23 protein-coding genes are annotated in these 23,082 nt (G+C 61.3%); 22 read left to right on the top strand and 1 reads right to left on the bottom strand.

Annotated elements, in window-relative coordinates; genetic code table 11:
• Positions 1-20: 20 nt before the first annotated feature.
• A complete protein-coding gene (dnaA, locus tag BLR77_RS09795; RefSeq protein ID WP_074677193.1) occupies positions 21-1,511 on the bottom strand; it encodes a chromosomal replication initiator protein DnaA in 1,491 nt (496 codons plus the stop codon).
• A gap of 520 nt (positions 1,512-2,031) precedes the next feature.
• Here dnaA and rpmH point away from each other — a divergent pair.
• The 22 genes from rpmH to glmS all read left to right on the top strand — a co-directional run bounded on the left by rpmH (position 2,032) and on the right by glmS (position 23,036).
• Positions 2,032-2,166, top strand: coding sequence for a 50S ribosomal protein L34 (rpmH, locus tag BLR77_RS09790; RefSeq protein WP_002551315.1), 135 nt, complete (start codon positions 2,032-2,034; stop codon positions 2,164-2,166).
• A gap of 13 nt (positions 2,167-2,179) precedes the next feature.
• Positions 2,180-2,584, top strand: a complete 405-nt coding sequence (gene rnpA, locus BLR77_RS09785) for a ribonuclease P protein component (RefSeq protein WP_074677191.1) — start codon at positions 2,180-2,182, stop codon at positions 2,582-2,584.
• On the top strand, positions 2,577-2,822 hold the full coding sequence (gene yidD, locus BLR77_RS09780) for a membrane protein insertion efficiency factor YidD (RefSeq protein WP_074677189.1): 246 nt from the start codon (positions 2,577-2,579) through the stop codon (positions 2,820-2,822). Before rnpA ends, yidD begins: the two co-directional genes overlap by 8 nt.
• Positions 2,823-2,824: 2 nt before the next feature.
• Complete coding sequence (yidC, locus tag BLR77_RS09775) at positions 2,825-4,570, top strand: membrane protein insertase YidC (RefSeq protein WP_074677187.1); 1,746 nt, start codon at positions 2,825-2,827, stop codon at positions 4,568-4,570.
• A 177-nt stretch (positions 4,571-4,747) separates the two neighbouring features.
• Positions 4,748-6,115 (top strand): tRNA uridine-5-carboxymethylaminomethyl(34) synthesis GTPase MnmE, encoded by a 1,368-nt coding sequence (gene mnmE, locus BLR77_RS09770; protein ID WP_074677185.1) that lies wholly within the window; start codon positions 4,748-4,750, stop codon positions 6,113-6,115.
• Positions 6,116-6,807: 692 nt separating this feature from the next.
• Complete coding sequence (gene mnmG, locus BLR77_RS09765) at positions 6,808-8,700, top strand: tRNA uridine-5-carboxymethylaminomethyl(34) synthesis enzyme MnmG (protein ID WP_074677183.1); 1,893 nt, start codon at positions 6,808-6,810, stop codon at positions 8,698-8,700.
• Positions 8,697-9,344, top strand: a complete 648-nt coding sequence (rsmG, locus tag BLR77_RS09760) for a 16S rRNA (guanine(527)-N(7))-methyltransferase RsmG (protein WP_169716338.1) — start codon at positions 8,697-8,699, stop codon at positions 9,342-9,344. The genes mnmG and rsmG overlap by 4 nt, the downstream gene beginning before the upstream one ends.
• A gap of 11 nt (positions 9,345-9,355) precedes the next feature.
• Complete coding sequence (locus BLR77_RS09755; RefSeq protein WP_074677179.1) at positions 9,356-10,144, top strand: ParA family protein; 789 nt, start codon at positions 9,356-9,358, stop codon at positions 10,142-10,144.
• Between the two features lie 11 nt (positions 10,145-10,155).
• Entirely contained in the window at positions 10,156-11,025 is an 870-nt protein-coding gene (locus BLR77_RS09750; protein ID WP_074677177.1) for a ParB/RepB/Spo0J family partition protein, read from the top strand.
• A gap of 130 nt (positions 11,026-11,155) precedes the next feature.
• The gene (locus BLR77_RS09745; RefSeq protein ID WP_074677175.1) at positions 11,156-11,545 is read left to right on the top strand and encodes a F0F1 ATP synthase subunit I; all 390 of its coding nucleotides are present in this window, start codon (positions 11,156-11,158) and stop codon (positions 11,543-11,545) included.
• Positions 11,546-11,569: 24 nt separating this feature from the next.
• On the top strand, positions 11,570-12,388 hold the full coding sequence (gene atpB, locus BLR77_RS09740) for a F0F1 ATP synthase subunit A (protein WP_021487440.1): 819 nt from the start codon (positions 11,570-11,572) through the stop codon (positions 12,386-12,388).
• Positions 12,389-12,454: 66 nt separating this feature from the next.
• Positions 12,455-12,682, top strand: coding sequence for a F0F1 ATP synthase subunit C (gene atpE, locus BLR77_RS09735; RefSeq protein WP_003241387.1), 228 nt, complete (start codon positions 12,455-12,457; stop codon positions 12,680-12,682).
• Positions 12,683-12,768: 86 nt separating this feature from the next.
• Positions 12,769-13,239 (top strand): F0F1 ATP synthase subunit B, encoded by a 471-nt coding sequence (locus BLR77_RS09730; RefSeq protein WP_072425161.1) that lies wholly within the window; start codon positions 12,769-12,771, stop codon positions 13,237-13,239.
• Between the two features lie 12 nt (positions 13,240-13,251).
• Entirely contained in the window at positions 13,252-13,788 is a 537-nt protein-coding gene (locus BLR77_RS09725; RefSeq protein ID WP_074677173.1) for a F0F1 ATP synthase subunit delta, read from the top strand.
• Between the two features lie 15 nt (positions 13,789-13,803).
• Complete coding sequence (atpA, locus tag BLR77_RS09720) at positions 13,804-15,348, top strand: F0F1 ATP synthase subunit alpha (RefSeq protein ID WP_074677170.1); 1,545 nt, start codon at positions 13,804-13,806, stop codon at positions 15,346-15,348.
• Positions 15,349-15,396: 48 nt separating this feature from the next.
• A complete protein-coding gene (atpG, locus tag BLR77_RS09715; protein WP_074677168.1) occupies positions 15,397-16,260 on the top strand; it encodes a F0F1 ATP synthase subunit gamma in 864 nt (287 codons plus the stop codon).
• A gap of 30 nt (positions 16,261-16,290) precedes the next feature.
• Positions 16,291-17,667 (top strand): F0F1 ATP synthase subunit beta, encoded by a 1,377-nt coding sequence (atpD, locus tag BLR77_RS09710; RefSeq protein ID WP_074677166.1) that lies wholly within the window; start codon positions 16,291-16,293, stop codon positions 17,665-17,667.
• Between the two features lie 79 nt (positions 17,668-17,746).
• Entirely contained in the window at positions 17,747-18,181 is a 435-nt protein-coding gene (locus BLR77_RS09705) for a F0F1 ATP synthase subunit epsilon (protein WP_017676260.1), read from the top strand.
• Between the two features lie 123 nt (positions 18,182-18,304).
• A complete protein-coding gene (gene glmU / locus BLR77_RS09700) occupies positions 18,305-19,663 on the top strand; it encodes a bifunctional UDP-N-acetylglucosamine diphosphorylase/glucosamine-1-phosphate N-acetyltransferase GlmU (RefSeq protein ID WP_074677164.1) in 1,359 nt (452 codons plus the stop codon).
• Between the two features lie 56 nt (positions 19,664-19,719).
• A complete protein-coding gene (locus BLR77_RS09695; protein WP_074677162.1) occupies positions 19,720-20,331 on the top strand; it encodes a LysE family transporter in 612 nt (203 codons plus the stop codon).
• Positions 20,332-20,404: 73 nt separating this feature from the next.
• A complete protein-coding gene (locus BLR77_RS09690) occupies positions 20,405-21,175 on the top strand; it encodes a DeoR/GlpR family DNA-binding transcription regulator (RefSeq protein ID WP_074677160.1) in 771 nt (256 codons plus the stop codon).
• A gap of 10 nt (positions 21,176-21,185) precedes the next feature.
• Positions 21,186-23,036, top strand: a complete 1,851-nt coding sequence (gene glmS, locus BLR77_RS09685; protein ID WP_074677158.1) for a glutamine--fructose-6-phosphate transaminase (isomerizing) — start codon at positions 21,186-21,188, stop codon at positions 23,034-23,036.
• Positions 23,037-23,082: the final 46 nt, after the last annotated feature.

Below are 23,082 nucleotides of genomic sequence, written 5' to 3'. Positions count from 1 at the left end.
GTGGAGCTGCATTGATTTGATCAGGTTGTCAGGGTGCGCAGCAGGTTCTTGTAGTCCTCGCGGATGTCCGCGTCGGATCCCCTAAGTTCAGCAATCTTACGGCATGCGTGCAACACCGTGGTGTGATCGCGGCCGCCGAAGGCCACACCGATTTCCGGCAGGCTGTGATTGGTCAGTTCCTTCGACAATGCCATGGCCACCTGACGTGGCCGGGCGATCGAGCGCGAACGGCGCTTGGAAAGCAGATCGGTGATCTTGATCTTGTAGTACTCAGCGGTGGTGCGCTGAATATTATCGATGCTGACCAGCTTGTCCTGCAGGGCCAGTAGATCCTTGAGCGACTCGCGGATCAGCTCGATGGTGATGTCGCGCCCCATGAAGTGCGAATGGGCGATCACACGTTTCAGCGCGCCTTCCAGCTCCCGTACGTTGGAGCGAATGCGCTGGGCGATGAAGAACGCGGCATCGTGCGGCAGATCGACCTTGGCCTGGTCAGCCTTCTTCATCAAGATCGCCACGCGGGTTTCCAGCTCGGGCGGCTCGACCGCCACGGTCAGGCCCCAGCCGAAGCGCGACTTCAGGCGCTCTTCCAGGCCTTCGATCTCTTTCGGGTAGCGGTCGCTGGTGAGAATCACCTGCTGACCACCTTCGAGCAGCGCGTTGAAGGTGTGGAAGAACTCCTCCTGGGAGCGCTCCTTCTTGGCGAAAAACTGGATGTCGTCGATCAGCAGCGCATCGACCGAACGGTAGAAGCGTTTGAATTCGTTGATCGCATTGAGCTGCAACGCCTTGACCATATCGGCGACGAAGCGCTCGGAGTGCAGGTAGACCACCTTGGCGTTGGGGTTCTTCGCCAGCAGGTGGTTACCCACAGCATGCATCAGGTGCGTCTTGCCCAAGCCGACGCCGCCATAAAGGAACAGCGGGTTGTAACCGTGCTTGGGGTTGTCCGCCACCTGCCAGGCGGCAGCGCGCGCCAACTGGTTCGACTTACCCTCGACAAAGTTATCGAAGGTGAACGTGCGATTGAGGTAGCTGGTGTGCTTGAGACCGCCTTCGACCTGTACGGTACGTTCGGTGCGTGGCGCCACGGCAGGGGTTGGCGGTTGTGGTGCGGAACCGGCCATGGAGTCGAAGCTGGCACGCGACGGCTCTTGCTGCGCAGGCGGCGGCACCGGCTTGCTGACTGCCGCAGCGACCTGAACCTGAGCGGCGCGTGCAGCGGCAGGCAGAGGAGCCGTTGGCGCGACACGGGCAGTGGCTGCACGTTTGCTGCCTATTAATAAGGAAAGCGCAGGAACCAGACCGCCGGCGCGCTCACCGAGCAACTCGAGCAAACGGCTCAGGTACTTCTCGTTGACCCAATCGAGTACGAAACGATTCGGCGCATACACGCGCAGCTCGTCGCCTTCGGCTTCGACCTGCAGAGGACGGATCCAGGTGTTGAATTGCTGGGCCGGCAACTCGTCGCGCAAAAGCTCGACGCATTGCTGCCATAGTTCCACTGACACTGACTATCCCCTATCCAGGCGGCGATGCAAAAACAGCCGCCATTGTAACGGCCAACGACCGAGTTATCCACACAGCAGAGGCTAGATGGCCAAGTAAAATCAAAGCCTTAGTTCCATTCATCAGACTTATCAGCAGCACCATGAGCCTTGTGGATAAGCACCCGATAATCTACTGCAAAAGCCTGGGGATGAACGGGCGGATAACCCTGCTGTGGGTAACACGGCATTCTGTCCTCAGGCTATAGGCAGGACACGCACAGAGGAACCACGCCTTTTGGACAGACTTATCATCGCCACATGAGCAACCAGAGCGCTGCCATCAGAGGGTTGTCCACAGACGCTGGCGGTACCAATCAACATAAACATAGAAAAAGAGCTTTAAACCCTTTTCCTTCTTTCTATTTCTATCTGGCGAATAAGGTTGGTTGGAAATTGACCTACCGCGCGGCTTTCTCTAGAATTGCCGGTCTCTTAAAACCGGGGTCATACCGACCCTAGTCGATCACCCAGGTAATGCACCATGAAACGCACTTTCCAACCCAGCACCATCAAGCGCGCTCGCACCCACGGTTTCCGTGCCCGTATGGCCACCAAGAACGGCCGTGCCGTCCTGTCGCGTCGTCGCGCCAAGGGCCGCAAGCGTCTTGCTGTCTAATTGATCCAGACAGGTGGTGAGTCGAGGCTACGGCCGGGAAAAGCGACTGCTGACTCCCCGGCAATTCAAGGCAGTCTTCGACTCCCCAAGCGGTAAAGCTCCGGGCAAAAGTGTCCTGCTGCTAGCGCGCGATAACCAGCTTGATCATCCCCGCCTAGGTTTGGTGATCGGCAAAAAGAGCGTCAAGCTCGCCGTCGAGCGCAACCGCATCAAGCGTCAAATCCGCGAGTCCTTTCGCCTCAATCAGGACAACCTGACAGGCTGGGACATCGTGGTGGTCGCCCGCAAAGGGCTAGGTGATCTGGAGAATGGCGAACTTGCTCAGCAGTTCGGCAAACTCTGGAAACGCTTGGCCCGAAGCCGGCCCAGTCGCGACGCAGACTTATCCCCCGGGACAAGCGACAATCCCCATGCGTAAAGCGGCTCTAGCCTGTATCCAGGTTTATCGCTACGCCATCAGTCCGCTGATGGCCAGTCATTGTCGCTTCTATCCCAGCTGCTCCTGCTATGCCTACGAAGCCATCGATCAACATGGCTTCCTGCGTGGTGGCTGGCTGGCAGCACGCCGTCTCGGTCGCTGCCACCCCTGGAATGCCGGCGGTTTCGATCCGGTTCCACCCGTTAAAACATCCCGTTCCCCTTCGATGGCCGAATAATCATGGATATCCAACGTTCGATCCTGATCGTCGCCCTGGCAGTCGTGTCCTACCTCATGGTCCTGCAATGGAACGAGGACTATGGCCAGGCTGCCCTGCCAGCCGAGGTTAGTACCTCGACCGCTGCGACGCCTGCCCTGCCCGACACCCCTGCTGCAACCGCCAACACCGGCGGCGACGACATCCCCACTGCCGTGGCCGAGCCGACTGCAGCTGCCGTTGCGCCTACCGCCGCTGTCAGCGACGAGCTGATTCGCGTCAAGACCGATGTGCTGGACCTGGCCATCGACCCGCGTGGTGGCGATATCGTGCAACTGCGCCTGCCGCAGTACCCGCGTCGTCAGGACCGCCCGGACGTTCCGTTCCAGTTGTTCGACAACGGCAACGAGCGCACCTACCTGGCGCAGAGCGGCCTGATCGGCCAGAACGCTCCGGACAAATCCAGCGGTCGCTCTCTGTGGAGCAGCGAGAAGCAGAGCTACGAACTGGCCGAAGGCCAGGACAGCCTGGTGGTCGACCTCACGTTCAGCGAGAACGGCATCAACTACACCAAGCGCTACAGCTTCAAGCGCGGCCTCAATCCGCAATGCTCGGCGCGTGAACAGCAACTGAAGAAGCCGGGCTGCATCGATCCGTCCGCCTATCAGGTCGACGTGCGTTACCTGATCGACAACCAGAGCGAGCAAGCCTGGAGCGGCAACCTGTTCGCCCAGCTCAAGCGCGACAACAGCGGCGACCCGTCCTCGACCACCGCTACCGGCACCGCCACCTACCTTGGCGCCGCGCTGTGGACTACCGACGAGCCGTACAAGAAGGTGTCGATGAAGGACATCGACAAGCAGTCCTTCAAGGAAACCGTGCAGGGCGGCTGGGTCGCCTGGCTGCAGCATTACTTCGTCACCGCCTGGGTGCCGAGCAAGGACAGCACCAACCTGGTACAGACCCGCAAGGACAGCCAGGGCAACTACATCGTCGGCTTCACCGGCCCGTCCGTGCAGGTCGCTGCCGGCGCGCAGGGTGAGACGGGCGCGATCCTCTACGCCGGTCCCAAGCTGCAGGAACACCTGGGTACCCTGTCCCCGGGCCTCGAGCTGACCGTCGACTACGGCTTCCTGTGGTTCCTGGCACAGCCGATCTTCTGGCTGCTGGAAGTGATCCACGGTGTGCTTGGCAACTGGGGTTGGTCGATCATCGTCCTGACCATCATCATCAAGCTGATCTTCTTCCCGCTGTCGGCTGCCAGCTACCGTTCGATGGCGCGCATGCGTGCCGTATCGCCGAAACTGCAGGCGCTGAAAGAACAGCACGGTGACGATCGCCAGAAGATGTCCCAGGCGATGATGGAGCTGTACAAGAAAGAGAAGATCAACCCGCTGGGCGGCTGCCTGCCGATCCTGGTGCAGATGCCGGTATTCCTCGCCCTGTACTGGGTGCTGCTGGAGTCGGTCGAAATGCGTCAGGCCCCGTGGATGTTCTGGATCACCGACCTGTCGATCAAGGATCCGTTCTTCATCCTGCCGATCATCATGGGCGCGACCATGTTCATCCAGCAGCAGCTCAACCCGACGCCGCCGGACCCCATGCAGGCCCGCGTGCTGAAGCTGATGCCGATCATCTTCACCTTCTTCTTCCTGTGGTTCCCGGCTGGTCTGGTGCTGTACTGGGTGGTCAACAACTGCCTGTCCATCGCCCAGCAGTGGTACATTACGCGCAAGATCGAAGCGGCAGCGAAACCGGCCAACGCCTGATTCGCCAAGGCTTCCAAGCATCAAGCAAACGCCCCATGATTGGGGCGTTTTGCTATCCGACCATTTGTCGTAGGAGCGGGCTCTGCTCGCGAATCTCTGTATCGCGCGTTTCGCGAGCAGAGAATCAGGCGTCCCCCCTCGCTCCTACAGTCAGCCGTACGCATCGAGTAAACCGCCATGAACCACGCCCGAGACACCATCGCCGCCGTCGCCACCGCCCAGGGTCGGGGTGGGGTGGGCATCGTGCGGGTATCCGGTCCTCTTGCGGGTCAGTTGGCTCAGGCCATCTGCAGACGCGAGTTGAAACCACGCTTCGCTCATCACGGGCCGTTCTATGGCGATAGCGATCTGACCCTGGACGAAGGGCTGGCCATCTACTTTCCCGGCCCCAACTCCTTCACCGGCGAAGACGTGCTGGAGCTGCAGGGCCATGGTGGCCCGGTAGTGCTCGATCTGCTGCTGCGCCGCTGCATGGCGTTGGGAGCACGCCTGGCGCGCCCAGGTGAGTTCAGCGAGCGCGCCTTCCTCAATGACAAACTCGACCTGGCTCAGGCCGAGGCCATCGCCGATCTGATCGAAGCCAGCTCCGAGCAGGCCGCGCGCAATGCCCTGCGTTCGCTGCAGGGCGAGTTCTCCAAGCGTGTGCATGCGCTGACCGAGTCTTTGATCCAGCTGCGTATCTACGTCGAAGCCGCCATCGACTTCCCCGAGGAAGAAATCGACTTTCTCGCCGATGGCCATGTGTTGAACCAGCTCGACAGCGTGCGTACAGGCTTATCCACAGTGCTGCGCGAAGCGGGTCAGGGCGCTCTGCTGCGCGACGGCATGACCGTGGTCATCGCCGGCCGGCCCAATGCCGGCAAATCCAGCCTGCTCAACGCACTGGCCGGGCGAGAGGCAGCGATTGTCACCGATATCGCCGGCACCACCCGCGATGTGCTGCGCGAACATATCCACATCGACGGCATGCCCCTGCACGTGGTCGACACCGCCGGCCTGCGCGACACAGACGACCAGGTCGAGCGCATCGGCGTGGAGCGTGCGCTCAAAGCCATCGGCGAGGCTGATCGCGTGCTACTGATGGTGGACTCCACTGCACCCGAAGCAGCCGACCCCTTCGCCCTGTGGCCGGAGTTTCTCGAGCAGCGCCCGGATCCGGCGCGGGTCACCCTGATCCGCAACAAGGCCGATCTATCCGGCGAAGCGGTCGCGCTGCAAACCAGTGCCGATGGCCATGTCACGCTGAGCCTGTCGGCCAAATCAGCAGACGGCCTCGATCTATTGCGCGAGCATCTGAAGGCCTGCATGGGTTATCAACAGACCGCCGAAAGCGGTTTCAGCGCGCGGCGTCGCCACCTCGAAGCGCTGTTGCAGGCGCAGCAGCACCTCGAGCACGGCCGCAACCAGCTTACCCTGATGGGCGCGGGTGAACTGCTGGCCGAGGATCTACGCATGGCCCAGCAAGCGCTGGGTGAGATCACTGGCGCCTTCAGCAGCGACGATCTGCTGGGGCGCATCTTCTCCAGCTTCTGTATCGGCAAGTAAAAACACACACTCTGCCGCTCTGCACCGCTCTTTTATCCACAGCTCGTCTGTAGGAGCGGATTCATCCGCGAAACAGCACTGGCGGCCGCGTCGCCAATCTTCCACCTCCTTGTCATTCCCCGGATTTCATCCGGGCTACGAGCTGGTGCGCGTCGTCTTGATTCGCGGCGGGCATATTTAGCCACCAAATGAGCATGTTGGATCACCAATCAATAGGCTGCAGCCGCACGTTGACTGAGTTATTCAGAGCCAGATAAACCCTGTGGAAAACAGCCCCTGAGCCCTGCCCATAACCCTATGACAAAGCTGGGCGTAACTACCCCTGTGGGTAACTTGCACTTCCATCCACAGTGGTTCAGCAGCTTCCTCAGTGGAACCGAGCAGGAATGACACAGGCTTATCATTCTCTGTACACCACTAGCAGCGAGGCTTGTAGAGCTTTATCCACAGAAAAGCATCGCTCTATACATAAACATAAAGAACAAGCTTTATAAAAATTCTCTCTTTTCTATTCTTTATAAGCCTGAGCGTACTTTTCGCCAGGAGGGCTTCATGAGGTAGAGGCTCAAGGAGAGAGCAACGCAGCCAACCAGCTGGCTATTTTTTGTGCAGAAGGCTTCATTCAGCAGGCTGAAGTCCCTATACTTGCCGCCTTTCTTTCAGACCCCTTCTCAACAGGCACGAGGTGCGTGGTGGATTTCCCTTCCCGTTTTGACGTGATCGTGATCGGCGGCGGTCATGCCGGTACCGAAGCAGCCCTGGCTGCAGCACGCATGGGCGTGAAGACCCTGCTGCTCACCCACAATGTCGAGACCCTTGGCCAGATGAGCTGCAACCCGGCCATTGGCGGTATCGGCAAGAGTCACCTGGTCAAGGAAATCGATGCCCTCGGCGGCGCCATGGCCATTGCTACCGACAAGGGCGGTATCCAGTTCCGTATCCTCAACAGCCGCAAAGGCCCAGCCGTACGTGCGACCCGCGCGCAGGCCGACCGCGTGCTGTACAAGGCCGCGGTGCGCGAAATTCTGGAAAACCAGGCCAACCTGTGGATTTTTCAACAGGCTGCTGATGACCTGATTGTGGAAAACGCTCAGGTCAAGGGTGTGGTCACCCAGATGGGCCTCAGGTTCCACGCGGATTCCGTGGTTTTGACCACAGGCACTTTCCTCGGCGGACTTATCCACATTGGTCTGCAGAACTACTCCGGTGGCCGTGCTGGTGATCCGCCCTCCATCGCTCTGGCGCATCGCCTGCGTGAGTTGCCACTGCGCGTCGGTCGCCTGAAGACCGGCACGCCGCCACGCATCGACGGTCGTTCCGTGGATTTCTCGGTGATGACCGAGCAGCCGGGTGATACACCCACGCCGCTGATGTCCTTCCTCGGCAAGCGTGAGCATCAGCCCAAGCAGATCAGTTGCTGGATCACCCATACCAACGCGCGTACTCACGAGATCATCGCCGCCAACCTCGACCGCTCGCCGATGTACTCCGGGGTGATCGAAGGCGTTGGCCCGCGCTACTGCCCGTCGATCGAGGACAAGATCCATCGTTTCGCCGACAAGGACAGCCACCAGGTGTTCATCGAGCCGGAAGGCCTGACCACCCATGAGCTGTATCCCAATGGCATCTCCACCTCGCTGCCGTTCGACGTGCAGCTGGAGATCGTGCGCAGCATCCGTGGCATGGAGAACGCGCATATCGTGCGGCCGGGCTACGCCATCGAGTACGACTACTTCGATCCGCGCGATCTGAAGTACAGCCTGGAAACCAAGGTCATCGCCGGCCTGTTCTTCGCCGGCCAGATCAACGGCACCACTGGCTATGAAGAAGCCGGCGCCCAGGGCCTGCTGGCGGGCTGCAACGCTGCCCTGCGCGCGCAGGGCAAGGAGGCCTGGTGCCCGCGTCGTGACGAAGCCTACATCGGCGTGCTGGTCGACGACCTGATCACCCTGGGCACCCAGGAGCCGTACCGCATGTTCACCTCGCGTGCCGAGTACCGGCTGATCCTGCGTGAGGACAACGCCGACCTGCGCCTGACCGAGAAAGGCCGCGAGCTGGGCCTGATCGACGATGAGCGCTGGGCGGCCTTCGAGGCCAAGCGTGAAGGCATCGTGCAGGAAGAGCAGCGCCTGAAGAGCACCTGGGTGCGCCCGGGCACGCCGCAGGGCGATGCCATCGCCGCGCGTTTCGGCACGCCGCTGACCCACGAGTACAACCTGCTCAACCTGCTGGCTCGCCCGGAGATCGACTACGCCACCCTGGTCGAGCTGACCGGGGCGCCGGTTGTGGATAACCAGGTGGCCGAGCAGGTCGAGATCAAGACCAAGTACGCCGGCTACATCGATCGCCAGCAGGACGAGATCGCCAAGCTGCGGGCCAGCGAGGACACCAAGCTGCCGGATGACCTGGACTATGCCTCGATCTCCGGGCTGTCCAAGGAAATCCAGTTCAAGCTCGGCAGCACCCGCCCGGCCACGCTTGGTCAGGCTTCACGTATCCCTGGGGTCACCCCGGCGGCGATTTCCCTGCTGCTGATTCACCTGAAGAAACGCAGCGCCGGGCAGAAGCTGGAGCAGAGCGCCTGATGTCGGTCACTCAGCGTCACGCCGAAGAACTGCTGCAGGGTGCCCGCGAGCTGGGCATCGAGCTCAGCGCCCTGCAGCAGGAGCAACTGCTCGCCTACCTGGGCCTGCTGATCAAGTGGAACAAGGCTTACAACCTCACCGCGGTGCGCGATCCCGACGAGATGGTGTCGCGCCACCTGCTCGACAGCCTGTCGGTGGTGCCGTTCGTGGCCGAGCGTGGCGATAACTGGCTGGACGTCGGCAGCGGTGGCGGCATGCCCGGCATTCCGCTGGCGATCATGTTCCCCGAACGGCGTTTTACCCTGCTCGATTCCAATGGCAAGAAGACCCGGTTTCTGGTGCAGGTGAAGCTGGAGCTGAAACTCGCCAACCTCGAGGTTGTCCACAACCGGGTCGAAGCGTATCGCCCCGAGCAGCCTTTCGACGGCATCAGCTCGCGGGCTTTCAGCAGCTTGGAAGACTTCAGCAACTGGACGCGCCACCTCGGTAGCGTCGACACCCAGTGGCTGGCGATGAAAGGCGTGCACCCGGATGACGAATTGCAAGCCCTGCCGACGGACTTCCGTCTCAGCGCCACTCACGTGTTGCGGGTTCCCGGTTGCCAAGGCCAACGCCATCTGTTGATACTGCGTCGCTCGGTCTAAGGGGAAAGAAGATGGCCAAGGTATTCGCGATCGCCAATCAGAAAGGCGGCGTGGGCAAAACCACGACGTGCATCAACCTGGCTGCTTCTCTGGTGGCGACCAAGCGCCGCGTGCTGCTCATCGACCTCGACCCACAGGGCAACGCGACCATGGGCAGCGGTGTCGACAAGCACGGCCTCGAGCACTCGATCTACGACGTGCTGATCGGCGAATGCGACCTGAGCCAGGCCATGCAGTTCTCCGAGCACGGCGGCTACCAGCTGCTGCCGGCCAACCGCGATCTGACCGCTGCCGAAGTCGCCCTGCTGGAAATGAAGATGAAGGAGAGCCGCCTGCGTTATGCCCTGGCGCCGATCCGCGAGAACTACGACTACATCCTCATCGACTGCCCGCCGTCGCTGAGCATGCTGACCATCAACGCCCTGGTCGCTGCCGATGGTGTGATCATCCCCATGCAGTGCGAGTACTACGCGCTCGAGGGCCTGTCCGATCTGGTCAACAGCATTCAGCGCATCGCCCAGCTGCTCAATCCCAAGCTGCAGATCGAAGGTCTGCTGCGCACCATGTACGACCCGCGCATCAGCCTGACCAACGACGTCACCGCTCAGCTCAAGCAGCACTTCGGTGACAAGCTGTATGACGTCGTGATCCCGCGCAACGTACGCCTGGCCGAAGCACCGAGCTTCGGCATGCCGGCGCTGGTCTACGACAAACAATCCCGTGGTGCCATCGCCTATCTGGCCTTGGCCGGCGAGCTGGTGCGCCGTCAGCGCGCCGCCGCGAAAACCGCTACCGCTTAAGGAACATCCGCATGGCTGCGAAGAAACGAGGTCTGGGTCGAGGTCTGGATGCACTGCTCGGCGGCACCACCGTCAATGCACTGCAGGAAGAGGCCGCCCAGGTCGACACCCGTGAACTGCAATACGTGCCCCTGGAGCTGATCCAGCGTGGCAAGTACCAGCCGCGTCGTGACATGGACCAGACCGCTCTGGAAGAGCTCGCCGCCTCCATTCGTGCCCAGGGCGTGATGCAGCCCATCGTCCTGCGCCCCATCGGTGGTGGCCGCTTCGAGATCGTCGCCGGTGAGCGGCGCTGGCGTGCCAGCCAGCTGGCCGGTCAGGACAAGATCCCGGCCATGGTCCGCGACCTGCCGGATGAAGCCGCCATCGCCATGGCGCTGATCGAGAACATCCAGCGCGAAGACCTCAACCCCATCGAGGAAGCCGTGGCCCTGCAGCGTCTGCAGCAGGAATTCGAGCTGACCCAGCAACAGGTCGCCGATGCCGTGGGCAAATCCCGCGTCACCATCACCAACCTGCTGCGCCTGATCGCCCTGCCGGACGAGATCAAGACCCTGCTTTCCCACGGCGATCTGGAGATGGGGCATGCCCGTGCGCTGCTCGGTTTGCCCCTCGAGCAGCAGGTCGAAGCCGCGCGACATGTTGTCGCACGGGGTCTGACCGTTCGTCAGACCGAGGCACTGGTGCGCCAATGGCTGAGTGCCAAACCAGCCCCGGCCAAAGCCAAGGCCGACCCGGACATCAGTCGCCTGGAGCAGAAGCTCGCAGAGCGTCTGGGCTCGCCCGTACAGATCAAGCACGGAAGCAAGGGCAAAGGGCAGTTGGTGATTCGCTACAACTCCCTCGACGAATTGCAGGGTGTACTGGCGCACATTCGTTGAAACAATTCAGTCTGTAGTCCTACTTCTCTCCTACTACAGCACGGTTGATCGGGCGCAGGCTGAACCATATACTCCCCGCGCAATTTTGTCGGCTATGAGCCGAGTTTCGGCGCCTTGCAGGGAGAGGTCGATGGGCATCCCCAGTAAGGTCCCGTTTCATCGTCAGCCAGGTTTTCCGATCCTGATTCTTCAGGCCATCGTGACGGCTGTGATTGCAGTGATTTTTGCCTTCAGTGGCGGATGGGTCGCGGCCTATTCGGCATTGCTGGGAGGGCTGATCGCCCTGCTGGCCAACGCGTATTTCGCATTCAAGGCCTTTCGTTACTTTGGCGCGCGTTCGGCCCGAGCCATCGTCCAGTCGATCTGGGCCGGGGCAATGGGTAAATGGATTATCACGGCAGTGCTGTTTGCACTGGCGTTCGTAGGGGTTGAACCACTTGCACCGATGCAGCTGTTCATCGGTTATCTGCTTGGCCTTCTGGCCGCAGCCTGTGCTCCCCTACTCATGAAAGTTTTCTGAAGCATTGGACCGTTTGAGGCGTTTATGGCTGATACCCCAGCAGAATATATCCAGCATCACCTGCAGAACCTGGTCTACGGCTCTCATCCGGATAAGGGCTGGATCATTGCCCAGACACCGGAAGAGGTGAAAGCGATGGGCTTCTGGGCTGTCCATGTGGACACTCTGGGCTGGTCCCTGTTCATGGGCCTGATCTTCATCACCCTGTTCCGCATCGCCGCCAAGCGCGCTGTTACCGGCGTGCCGACCGGCCTGCAGAACATGGCCGAGATGTGCATCGAGTTCGTCCAGGGCATCGTCAAGGACACCTTCCACGGCAAGAACCCACTGGTTGCGCCGCTGGCCCTGACCATCTTCGTCTGGGTGTTCTTGATGAACAGCCTGAAGTGGATCCCGGTCGACTACATTCCTGGCCTGGCGCATGCCATGGGCCTGCCGTACTTCAAGATCGTCCCCACCGCCGACCCTAACGGTACCTTCGGTATCTCTCTGGGCGTGTTCCTGCTGATCATCTTCTACAGCATCAAGGTCAAGGGCATCGGTGGCTTTACCAAGGAACTGTCGTTCACCCCGTTCAATCACTGGGCGCTGATTCCTTTCAACCTGTTCCTGGAAATCATCGGCCTGCTGACCAAGCCGCTGAGCCTGGCCCTGCGTCTGTTCGGCAACATGTATGCCGGTGAAGTGGTGTTTATCCTGATCGCGCTGCTGCCTTTCTACGTTCAGTGGGGTCTCAACGTGCCATGGGCTATCTTCCACATCCTGGTCATTCCGCTGCAGGCGTTCATTTTCATGGTGTTGACCGTGGTTTATCTGAGTGCTGCGCACGAAGATCACCACTGATCGACATCGAAAAACCCGAAAACCCCTAACTCGTAACCTTAACCTCTAAAAACTCTGGAGCTAACTATGGAACTCGTCTACATCGCCGCTGCCATCATGATCGGTCTGGGTGCCCTGGGTACCGGTATCGGCTTCGCCCTGCTGGGCGGCAAGCTGCTGGAATCCACCGCTCGCCAGCCTGAGCTGGGCCCGCAGCTGCAAACCAAGACCTTCCTGATGGCCGGTCTGCTCGACGCCGTTCCGATGATCGGTGTTGGTATCGCGATGTACCTGATCTTCGTTGTCGCGGGTTAAGAGTTCCTGAGTTCGAGGCAGCATGATGAGTGCTGCCTCTTCAGGCTTTTCTTCCCTGAACACGAGATAGCACGAGGTAAATCGCTGTGAACATTAACCTGACCCTGTTCGGTCAAACGATTGCCTTCGCTATTTTCGTCTGGTTCTGCATGAAGTTCGTATGGCCGCCGCTGACGCTGGCCATGCAGGAACGCCAGAAGAAAATCGCAGAAGGTCTGGATGCTGCCGGGCGCGCTGAGCGCGATCTGCAGTTGGCCCAGGAACGCGCTGCCCAGATGCTTCGTGAAACCAAAGAGCAAGCTGCCGAGATTCTCGATCGGGCGAACAAGACCGCCAACGCAATCGTCGAAGAAGCCAAGGCCCAGGCCCGCTCTGAAGGTGAAAAGCTGATCGCTGGCGCCAAAGCCGAAATCGATCTGGAAGTGAACCGTGCCAAGGATCAACTGCGTTCGCAGGTAGCAGCTCTGGCTGTCACCGGCGCCGAGCAGATCCTGCAGTCCTCCGTGGACGGCGCTGCGCACAACGATCTGGTCGCAAAACTGGCCTCTCAACTCTAAGCGAGGCTCGCGATGATCAATACCAACACGCTCGCTCGGCCCTACGCGAAAGCTGCGTTTGAGTTTGCCAGTGCTGCACAGCAGGCCGATGCCTGGCTGAACATGCTGTCGCTGTCCGCGGCTGCGGTTCAAGCGCCGGCCATGGCTCAGCAGTTGGTCAACCCGGCGTTGACCGATGAGCAGAAAGTCAATGTGCTGGCGCAGCTCTGTGCCGGTCACATCGACGCTTCGTTCAGCAACTTCCTGCGCTCGCTGGGCAGCAACGACCGACTGTCGCTGTTGCCGGTAGTACGCGAACAATTCGCAGTGCTGAAGGCTGAAGCCGAACGCGCCCTCGATGTCGAGGTCGAGTCGGCTTTCGAGCTCAGTGCTGAGCAATTGCAAACTCTGGCTGCCGCCCTTTCCAAGCGGCTCGATCGCACCGTCCAGCCCACGCCCGTGGTCAATCCCGCCCTGATCGGCGGCGTTGTCATTCGTGCAGGTGACCTGGTCATCGACGGTTCGGTCCGCGGCAAGCTGAACAAGCTGGCCGAAGCGTTGAAATCCTGATTTGAGGGAACTGGCATGCAGCAATTGAATCCTTCCGAAATTAGCGAAATCATCAAGCAGCGCATTGAGTCGCTTGATGTATCCGCTCAAGCCCGTAATGAAGGCACCATCGTCAGCGTTTCCGACGGTATCGTGCGCATCTACGGCCTCGCCGACGTCATGTACGGTGAGATGATCGAATTCCCTGGTGGCGTGTACGGCATGGCCCTGAACCTGGAGCAAGACTCCGTAGGTGCCGTAGTACTGGGTGGTTACCTGACCCTCGCCGAAGGCATGAGCGCCAAGTGCACCGGTCGCATCCTGGAAGTTCCGGTTGGTCCGGAACTGCTGGGTCGTGTGGTCGACGCACTGGGCAACCCGATCGATGGCAAAGGCCCGATCAACGCCGCCGCTACTGACGCCGTTGAAAAGGTTGCGCCGGGCGTGATCTGGCGTAAGTCGGTCGACCAGCCGGTGCAGACCGGTTACAAGTCGGTCGATGCCATGATCCCGGTAGGCCGTGGCCAGCGTGAGCTGATCATCGGTGACCGTCAGATCGGTAAGACTGCTCTGGCCGTCGACGCCATCATCAACCAGAAAGACAGCGGCATCCGTTGCGTCTACGTCGCCATTGGTCAGAAGCAATCGACCATCGCCAACGTGGTACGCAAGCTGGAAGAAGCTGGCGCCCTGGCCAACACCATCGTGGTTGCAGCTTCGGCTTCCGAATCCGCTGCGCTGCAGTTCCTGGCTCCTTACGCCGGCTGCACCATGGGTGAATACTTCCGTGACCGCGGCGAAGATGCCCTGATCGTGTACGACGACCTGTCCAAGCAGGCCGTTGCCTACCGTCAGATCTCCCTGCTGCTGCGCCGTCCGCCAGGCCGTGAAGCCTACCCGGGCGACGTGTTCTATCTCCACAGCCGTCTGCTGGAGCGCGCTTCCCGCGTTTCCGAAGAGTATGTCGAGAAGTTCACCAATGGCGCCGTGAAGGGCAAGACCGGTTCCCTGACCGCTCTGCCGATCATCGAAACCCAGGCCGGTGACGTTTCCGCGTTCGTTCCGACCAACGTGATCTCGATCACCGACGGTCAGATCTTCCTGGAATCGGCCATGTTCAACTCGGGTATCCGTCCGGCCGTCAACGCCGGTATCTCGGTATCCCGTGTAGGTGGCGCGGCTCAGACCAAGATCATCAAGAAGCTCTCCGGTGGTATCCGTACCGCTCTGGCTCAGTACCGTGAACTGGCAGCATTCGCCCAGTTCGCTTCTGACCTGGACGAAGCCACCCGCAAGCAGCTCGAGCATGGTCAGCGCGTAACCGAGCTGATGAAGCAGAAGCAGTATGCGCCGATGTCCATTGCCGAAATGTCGGTGTCCCTGTACGCAGCCGAGCGTGGCTTCCTGCAGGACGTCGAAGTCGCCAAGATCATCAGCTTCGAGCAGGCCCTGATCGCCTTCTTCAAGCGTGATCACGCCGACCTGATGGCGAAGATCAACGAGAAGGGTGACTTCAACGACGAAATCGACGCTGGCCTGAAAGCCGGTATCGAGAAGTTCAAGGCCACCCAAACCTGGTAACCGCAGCGGGGGTTTCGGCCCCCGCCTGCTTGAACCAAAAGGTGTGAAATGGCAGGCGCAAAAGAGATTCGCAGCAAGATTGCGAGCATCAAAAGCACGCAAAAGATCACCAGCGCCATGGAAAAAGTGGCGGTCAGCAAAATGCGCAAGGCTCAACAGCGCATGGCTGCCGGTCGCCCCTACGCTGAGCGTATTCGTCAGGTGATTGGTCACCTGGCCAAGGCGAACCCGGAATACCGCCACTCGTTCATGGTGGAGCGTGATGTAAAGCGCGTCGGTTATATCGTGGTGACCTCGGATCGTGGTCTGTGTGGTGGCTTGAACATCAACCTGTTCAAGGCGCTGCTCAAAAGCCTCAAGGAATGGCGCGACCAGAAGGTCGAGGCCGATTTCTGCGTGGTGGGCAGCAAGGGCGCGAGCTTCTTCCGCAGCAACGGGGGCAACGTGGTTGCCGCCATCAGCAAGCTGGGTGAAGAGCCGTCCATCAACGACCTGATCGGTAGCGTCAAGGTCGTGCTGGATGCCTACGCTGAAGGCCGTATCGACCGCCTGTATCTGGTGTCGAACAAGTTCGTCAACACCATGACGCAGAAGCCGGAAGTGCAGCAGTTGCTGCCGCTGGCCGCAAGCGATGCGCAAGGTGTACAGAAAGGTCTGTGGGACTACGTGTACGAGCCGGACGCCCAGCAACTGCTGGACGCGCTGTTGGTACGCTACATCGAGTCGCAGGTCTATCAGTCCGTGGTCGAGAACAGCGCGTGCGAACAGGCTGCGCGGATGATCGCGATGAAGAACGCAACCGACAACGCCGGTGATCTCATCAAGGACCTGCAGCTGGTTTACAACAAGGCTCGTCAGGCAGCGATCACCCAGGAAATTTCGGAAATCGTCGGCGGCGCTGCCGCGGTTTAAGAACGGTTCAAATATTCAGAGGAACCAAAGATGAGTAGCGGACGTATCGTTCAAATCATCGGCGCCGTCATCGACGTGGAATTCCCGCGTGACAAGGTGCCGAGTGTTTATGAAGCGCTGAAAGTAGTTGGCGCCGAAACCACCCTGGAAGTTCAGCAGCAGCTGGGCGACGGTGTGGTACGTACCATTGCGATGGGTTCGACCGAAGGCCTCAAGCGTGGCCTGGACGTCAACAGCACTGGCAAGGCCATCTCCGTACCGGTCGGTAAAGCGACCCTGGGCCGGATCATGGACGTGCTGGGCAACCCTATCGACGAAGCCGGCCCGATCGGTGAAGAAGAGCAGTGGGAAATCCACCGCCCTGCGCCGAGCTATGCTGAGCAGGCTGGCTCCAACGAGCTGCTGGAAACCGGCATCAAGGTTATCGACCTGGTCTGCCCGTTCGCCAAGGGTGGTAAGGTCGGTCTGTTCGGTGGTGCCGGTGTCGGCAAGACCGTGAACATGATGGAACTGATCCGTAACATCGCCATCGAGCACAGCGGTTATTCCGTGTTCGCCGGTGTGGGTGAGCGTACTCGTGAGGGTAACGACTTCTACCACGAGATGAAGGACTCCAACGTTCTCGACAAGGTAGCCCTGGTCTACGGTCAGATGAACGAGCCACCAGGCAACCGTCTGCGCGTCGCGCTGACCGGCCTGACCATGGCCGAGAAGTTCCGTGACGAAGGTCGTGACGTTCTGCTGTTCGTCGACAACATCTACCGTTACACCCTCGCCGGTACCGAAGTATCCGCACTGCTCGGCCGTATGCCGTCGGCAGTAGGTTACCAGCCGACTCTGGCCGAGGAGATGGGCGTTCTGCAGGAGCGTATTACCTCCACCAAGAAAGGCTCGATCACCTCGATCCAGGCGGTATACGTACCTGCGGACGACCTGACCGACCCGAGCCCGGCGACCACCTTCGCCCACTTGGACGCCACCGTCGTACTGTCCCGTGACATCGCTTCCCTGGGTATCTACCCGGCCGTTGACCCGCTGGACTCCACTAGCCGTCAGCTGGACCCGAACGTGATCGGCCAGGAGCACTACGAGACCGCTCGTGGCGTTCAGTATGTTCTGCAGCGCTACAAGGAGCTGAAGGACATCATCGCGATCCTGGGTATGGACGAACTGTCCGAAGACGACAAGCTGCTGGTAGCGCGCGCTCGTAAGATCCAGCGCTTCCTGTCCCAGCCGTTCTTCGTGGCTGAAGTCTTCACCGGTGCCCCGGGCAAGTACGTTTCCCTGAAGGACACCATTGCCGGCTTCAGCGGCATTCTCAAAGGCGACTACGACCACCTGCCGGAACAAGCGTTCTACATGGTAGGCGGCATCGACGAAGCCATCGAGAAAGCCAAGAAACTGTAAGTAACGGGTGCGCCCTCCAGAGGGCGTCCGGGCCGGAGCGGGCAGTAGCCCAATCCGGCCTCTCAACCGAGGCATTGTTATGGCTATGTCAGTCCACTGCGATATCGTCAGTGCGGAAGAAGAGCTGTTCTCGGGGCTGGTGGAAATGGTCATCGCCCACGGTCACCTGGGTGATCTGGGTATCCTGCCGGGCCACACCCCGCTGCTGACCGATCTCAAGCCGGGTCCGGTGCGAGTGATCAAGCAGGGTGGCACCGAGGAGGTGTTCTACATCTCCGGTGGCTTCCTGGAAGTTCAGCCGAGCATGGTGAAGGTTCTTGCCGACACCGCCGTTCGTGCCGGCGACCTGGATGAAGCCGCTGCCATCGAGGCGCGCAAGGCTGCCGAGAAGGCGCTGAGCGAGAAGGGCACCGAGTTCGACTACGGCAGTGCTTCGGCACGCCTGGCCGAGGCTGCTGCCCAGCTGCGCACCATCGAAGAGATGCGCAAGAAGTTCGGCGGCCGCAGCCGCTGATTGCGTATCGCGGTATCACGCAAAGGGGCGACTTAGGTCGCCCCTTTGCGTTTCTGGCAAACTAGCGTTTTCTTCGCGCGGCTGTCTGGCCGCGGCCAAATCTTGCCCAGCAAGGAGCTTTCTATGAGTCTGGATATCGTCATTCTTGCCGCTGGCCAGGGCACGCGCATGCGTTCCGCTTTGCCCAAGGTGCTGCACCCGGTCGCCGACAAGCCCATGCTGGGGCATGTCATCGACACTGCACGCAGCCTGCAGCCGAGCAGCATCCAGGTGGTGATCGGCCATGGCGCCGACAAGGTGCGTGAACGCCTGGCCGCCGATGATCTGAATTTCGTCATCCAGGCCGAGCAGCTCGGCACCGGCCACGCCGTGGCCCAGGCCCTGCCGCAGCTTAGCGCCGACACCGTGCTGATTCTCTATGGCGACGTGCCGCTGATCGAAACGGCCACCCTGCAGCGGCTGATGGCTCTGGTCAGCGATGATCAGCTGGGCCTGCTCACTGTCGAGCTGGCCGATCCGACCGGCTATGGTCGCATCGTGCGTGACGCAGATGGCGTGGTGCAGGCCATCGTCGAGCACAAGGACGCCAGCGAAGCGCAGCGGCAGATCCGCGAGGGCAATACCGGCATCCTCGCCGTACCGGGCAAGCGCCTGGCCGACTGGCTGGGGCGTCTGTCCAACAGCAACGCCCAGGGCGAGTACTACCTGACTGACGTGATCGCCATGGCAGTGGCCGACGGCCTGACTGTGGCCACCGAGCGTGCCGTCGATGAGATGGAGGTGCTGGGCGCCAACGACCGTATCCAGCTCGCCCAGCTCGAATGCCATTACCAGCAGCGTGTGGCGCGTCGTCTGATGGCTCAGGGTGTGACCCTGCGCGATCCGCATCGCTTCGATGTACGCGGGCAGGTGAGCGTTGGCCGCGACGTGACCATCGACATCAACGTGATCCTCGAAGGCAAGGTGGTGATCGAGGATGACGTACAGATCGGTCCGAACTGCGTGATCAAGGACTCGGTGCTGCGCAGGGGCGCCATCGTCAAGGCCAACAGCCATCTGGAAGGTGCCGAGATGGGCGAGGGCGCAGATTGTGGTCCGTTCGCGCGTCTGCGTCCTGGCACCAGGCTGGGCGCCAAGGCCCATGTGGGTAACTTCGTCGAGCTGAAGAACGCCGTAATGGGCGAAGGCGCCAAGGCCGGCCACCTGAGCTACCTGGGTGATGCCGAGATCGGCGCGCGTACCAACATCGGCGCCGGCACCATCACCTGCAACTATGATGGCGCCAACAAGTTCCGCACCGTCATGGGCGAGGACGTGTTCATCGGCTCCAACAGCGCGCTGGTCGCGCCTGTAACGCTGGGCGACCGCGCTACCACAGGCGCCGGTTCGGTGGTGACCAGCGATGTGCCCGCGGACACGCTGGCGGTGGGTCGCGCCAAGCAGCGCAATATCGAAGGCTGGAAGCGCCCGACCAAGAAGTGAGTGCAATCTAGCCTGGGTGATCAGGCCTGTGGATAACCTGCCGGAGGCAGTTCTGTATGTTCGGTGTGACGGATTACCCCGCCTTCGTGGTGGCCTTCATCATCCTGCTGGCCATTCCCGGGCCCGGTAACCTGGCGTTGATCCTGTCCACCGGCAAGGGCGGCATTCGCGGCGGGCTAGCCTCGACCTTCGGAATCATGCTCGGCGACCAGGTACTGCTGTGGCTGGCGGTGGCTGGAGTCGCTGCGCTACTCAAGGCCTACCCGGCAGCCTTCCATCTGGTGCAGTGGCTCGGCGCCGCCTACCTGGTCTACCTTGGCCTGCGCATGATCCTGGCCAAGCCGGGGGCAGCGCCGACGTTGGACATCAAGCCGCGCCAATACCTCTGGCAAACGCTGGTGATCACTGTCTTCAATCCCAAGGCCATCATCTTCTACATGGCCTTCTTCCCGCTGTTCATCGATCCGCAGCGGCATCAGGGGCTGATTACTTTCGGTTTCATGGCCGTGACCATCATGGCGCTGACCTTTCTCTACGGCCTGCTGATCGTGCTGCTGACGCACTTTCTTGCCGAGCGCATGCGTGCCAACCCACGTATCGCGCGTGGTCTGGAGAAGCTGGCAGGGCTTTGCCTGGTCGGCTTCGGGGTCAAGCTGACGCTGAACTGAGCGGCGGACGCTTGCGGGTTTTTCGATCATATGTTTTGATTCGCGCCATTATCTTTCGAATCGAAACTTAGGCATGTCCAAGCGCAACACGCCGCAACGTCGCCATACCATCCTCGCCTTGCTCGCCGAGCAGGGCGAAGTGAGCGTGGATGCCCTGGCGCAGCACTTTTCCACCAGCGAGGTGACGATTCGCAAGGATCTCGCTGCCCTGGAAAGCAACGGCCTGCTGCTGCGTCGCTATGGCGGCGCGGTGCCGGTGCCGCAGGAACTGATCAGTGAGCCAACCCAGCCCATTTCGCCGTACAAGCAGGCGATTGCCCGTGCCGGCGTGGCGCGCATTCGCGAGCATGCACGCATCATCATCGACAGCGGCACCACCACGGCGGCGATGATCCCGCAGCTCGGCCACAAGCCCGGCCTGGTGGTGATGACCAATTCCCTGGGCGTGGCCAATGCCCTGCGCGAACTCGAGCACGAGCCGGTGCTGCTGATGACGGGTGGCACCTGGGACCCGCACTCGGAATCCTTCCAGGGCCAGGTGGCCGAACAGGTGCTGCGCTCCTACGACTTCGACCAGCTGTTCATCGGCGCCGATGGCATCGACCTGGAGCGTGGTACCACCACCTTCAACGAGCTGCTCGGTCTGTCGCGGGTGATGGCCGAGGTCGCCCGTGAAGTCATCGTCATGGTCGAGAGCGACAAGATCGGCCGACGCATTCCCAATCTGGAACTGCCCTGGAGCAGCCTCCATACCCTGATAACCGACGAGCGCCTGGATGCCCAGGCTGCCGAACAGATACGCGCGCGCGGCATTCAGCTGATCCTCGTGCCGCTGGAAAACTAAGGAGAGCCCCATGTGTGGAATCGTAGGCGCCATCGCTGAGCGCAATATCACCCCGGTCCTGGTCGAAGGCCTCAAGCGTCTGGAATATCGCGGCTATGACAGCGCCGGTGTGGCGCTCCTGACCGAGCAGGGCGCACTGGATCGCCGCCGCCGCGTCGGCAAGGTCAGCGAACTGCAGGCCGCGCTGCAAGCCGAGCCACTGGCCGGGCGTCTGGGCATTGCCCACACCCGTTGGGCCACCCACGGTGCGCCCAGCGAGCGCAACGCTCACCCGCATTTCTCCGGGCAGGAGCTGGCGGTGGTGCACAACGGCATCATCGAGAACCATGAAGAGCTGCGCGAGCGCCTCAAGGGCCTGGGCTACGTCTTCACCTCCGATACCGACACCGAAACCATCGTCCACCTGCTCGAGCACAAGTTGCAGCAGCTTGGCGACCTCAGCGCTGCGCTCAAGGCCGCCATCCCGGAACTGCATGGCGCCTACGGCCTGGCGGTGATCAGCGCCAGGCAGCCAGATCGCCTGCTCGCCGCGCGCAGTGGCAGCCCGCTGGTGATCGGTCTGGGCCTGGGTGAGAACTTCCTCGCTTCCGACCAGTTGGCCCTGCGCCAGGTCACCGACCGCTTCATGTACCTGGAAGAGGGCGATATCGCCGAGATTCGCCGCGACGGCGTGCAGGTTTGGGACGCCGCCGGCAATCCGGTGCAGCGTGAAGCCGTGCAGTACCACGAAGGTGCCGAGGCAGCGGACAAGGGCGAATACCGCCACTTCATGCTCAAGGAGATCCATGAGCAGCCCAAGGTGGTGCAACGCACCCTGGAAGGCCGCCTGGGCAGCGATCACGTGCTGGTGCAGGCCTTTGGCCCCCAGGCCGCCGAGCTGTTCGCCAAGGTGAAGAACGTGCAGATCGTCGCCTGTGGCACCAGCTACCACGCCGGTATGGTCGCCCGTTACTGGCTGGAAGAACTGGCCGGCATTCCCTGCCAGGTCGAAGTGGCCAGCGAGTTCCGCTACCGCAAGGTGGTGGTGCAGCCGGACACCCTGTTCGTCAGCGTCTCGCAGTCCGGCGAAACCGCCGACACCCTGGCCGCGCTGCGCAACGCCAAGGAGCAGGCGCCGGGGCAGGGCGGCTACCTGGCCAGCCTGGTGATCTGCAACGTCGGCACCAGCTCGCTGGTGCGCGAGTCCGACCTGTGCCTGCTGACCCAGGCCGGCCCGGAAATCGGCGTGGCCTCGACCAAGGCCTTCACCACCCAGCTGGTCGGCCTGATGCTGCTGACCCTGGCCCTCGGCCAGGTGCATGGCAGCCTGGACAAGGCGCTGGCCGCCGAACTGGTGGACGAGCTGCGTCGCCTGCCGACCCGCCTGGGCGAAGCGCTGGCCATGGACAAGACCGTGGAGAAGATCGCCGAACTGTTCGCCGAGAAGCACCACAGCCTGTTCCTCGGCCGTGGCGCGCAGTACCCGGTGGCCATGGAAGGGGCGCTCAAGCTCAAGGAAATCTCCTACATCCACGCCGAGGCCTACCCGGCTGGCGAGCTCAAGCACGGCCCGCTGGCCCTGGTCGACGCCGACATGCCGGTGGTCACCGTGGCGCCGAACAACGAGCTGCTGGAGAAGCTCAAGTCCAACCTGCAGGAAGTGCGCGCCCGTGGCGGCGAGCTGATCGTCTTCGCTGACCAGCAGGCTGGCATGAGCAACGGCGAGGGCACCCATGTGGTGGCCATGCCGCACATCCACGACCTGCTCGCGCCGATCCTCTACACCGTGCCGCTGCAGCTGTTGTCGTACTACGTCGCCGTGCTCAAGGGCACCGATGTAGACCAGCCGCGCAATCTCGCAAAAAGCGTCACGGTCGAATAAGGCCGCTTGCGCAGAAAAGCCCGTCCATCTGGACGGGCTTTTGCGT

This window comes from Ectopseudomonas alcaliphila, from assembly GCF_900101755.1.
In the GTDB taxonomy this organism is placed as follows: Bacteria; Pseudomonadota; Gammaproteobacteria; order Pseudomonadales; family Pseudomonadaceae; genus Aquipseudomonas; species Aquipseudomonas alcaliphila.
This window is presented reverse-complemented; position numbering and strand designations above follow the sequence as displayed.

Excerpts from the sequence above, each read along its gene's own strand:
- rpmH (WP_002551315.1), top strand. The coding sequence starts at position 2,032 with ATGAAACGCACTTTCCAACCCAGCACCATCAAGCGCGCTCGCACCCAC.
- yidD (WP_074677189.1), top strand. The coding sequence starts at position 2,577 with ATGCGTAAAGCGGCTCTAGCCTGTATCCAGGTTTATCGCTACGCCATC.
- yidC (WP_074677187.1), top strand. The coding sequence starts at position 2,825 with ATGGATATCCAACGTTCGATCCTGATCGTCGCCCTGGCAGTCGTGTCC.
- mnmE (WP_074677185.1), top strand. The coding sequence starts at position 4,748 with ATGAACCACGCCCGAGACACCATCGCCGCCGTCGCCACCGCCCAGGGT.
- BLR77_RS09755 (WP_074677179.1), top strand. The coding sequence starts at position 9,356 with ATGGCCAAGGTATTCGCGATCGCCAATCAGAAAGGCGGCGTGGGCAAA.
- BLR77_RS09750 (WP_074677177.1), top strand. The coding sequence starts at position 10,156 with ATGGCTGCGAAGAAACGAGGTCTGGGTCGAGGTCTGGATGCACTGCTC.
- BLR77_RS09745 (WP_074677175.1), top strand. The coding sequence starts at position 11,156 with ATGGGCATCCCCAGTAAGGTCCCGTTTCATCGTCAGCCAGGTTTTCCG.
- atpB (WP_021487440.1), top strand. The coding sequence starts at position 11,570 with ATGGCTGATACCCCAGCAGAATATATCCAGCATCACCTGCAGAACCTG.
- atpE (WP_003241387.1), top strand. The coding sequence starts at position 12,455 with ATGGAACTCGTCTACATCGCCGCTGCCATCATGATCGGTCTGGGTGCC.
- BLR77_RS09725 (WP_074677173.1), top strand. The coding sequence starts at position 13,252 with ATGATCAATACCAACACGCTCGCTCGGCCCTACGCGAAAGCTGCGTTT.
- atpA (WP_074677170.1), top strand. The coding sequence starts at position 13,804 with ATGCAGCAATTGAATCCTTCCGAAATTAGCGAAATCATCAAGCAGCGC.
- atpG (WP_074677168.1), top strand. The coding sequence starts at position 15,397 with ATGGCAGGCGCAAAAGAGATTCGCAGCAAGATTGCGAGCATCAAAAGC.
- atpD (WP_074677166.1), top strand. The coding sequence starts at position 16,291 with ATGAGTAGCGGACGTATCGTTCAAATCATCGGCGCCGTCATCGACGTG.
- BLR77_RS09705 (WP_017676260.1), top strand. The coding sequence starts at position 17,747 with ATGGCTATGTCAGTCCACTGCGATATCGTCAGTGCGGAAGAAGAGCTG.
- glmU (WP_074677164.1), top strand. The coding sequence starts at position 18,305 with ATGAGTCTGGATATCGTCATTCTTGCCGCTGGCCAGGGCACGCGCATG.
- BLR77_RS09695 (WP_074677162.1), top strand. The coding sequence starts at position 19,720 with ATGTTCGGTGTGACGGATTACCCCGCCTTCGTGGTGGCCTTCATCATC.
- BLR77_RS09690 (WP_074677160.1), top strand. The coding sequence starts at position 20,405 with ATGTCCAAGCGCAACACGCCGCAACGTCGCCATACCATCCTCGCCTTG.
- glmS (WP_074677158.1), top strand. The coding sequence starts at position 21,186 with ATGTGTGGAATCGTAGGCGCCATCGCTGAGCGCAATATCACCCCGGTC.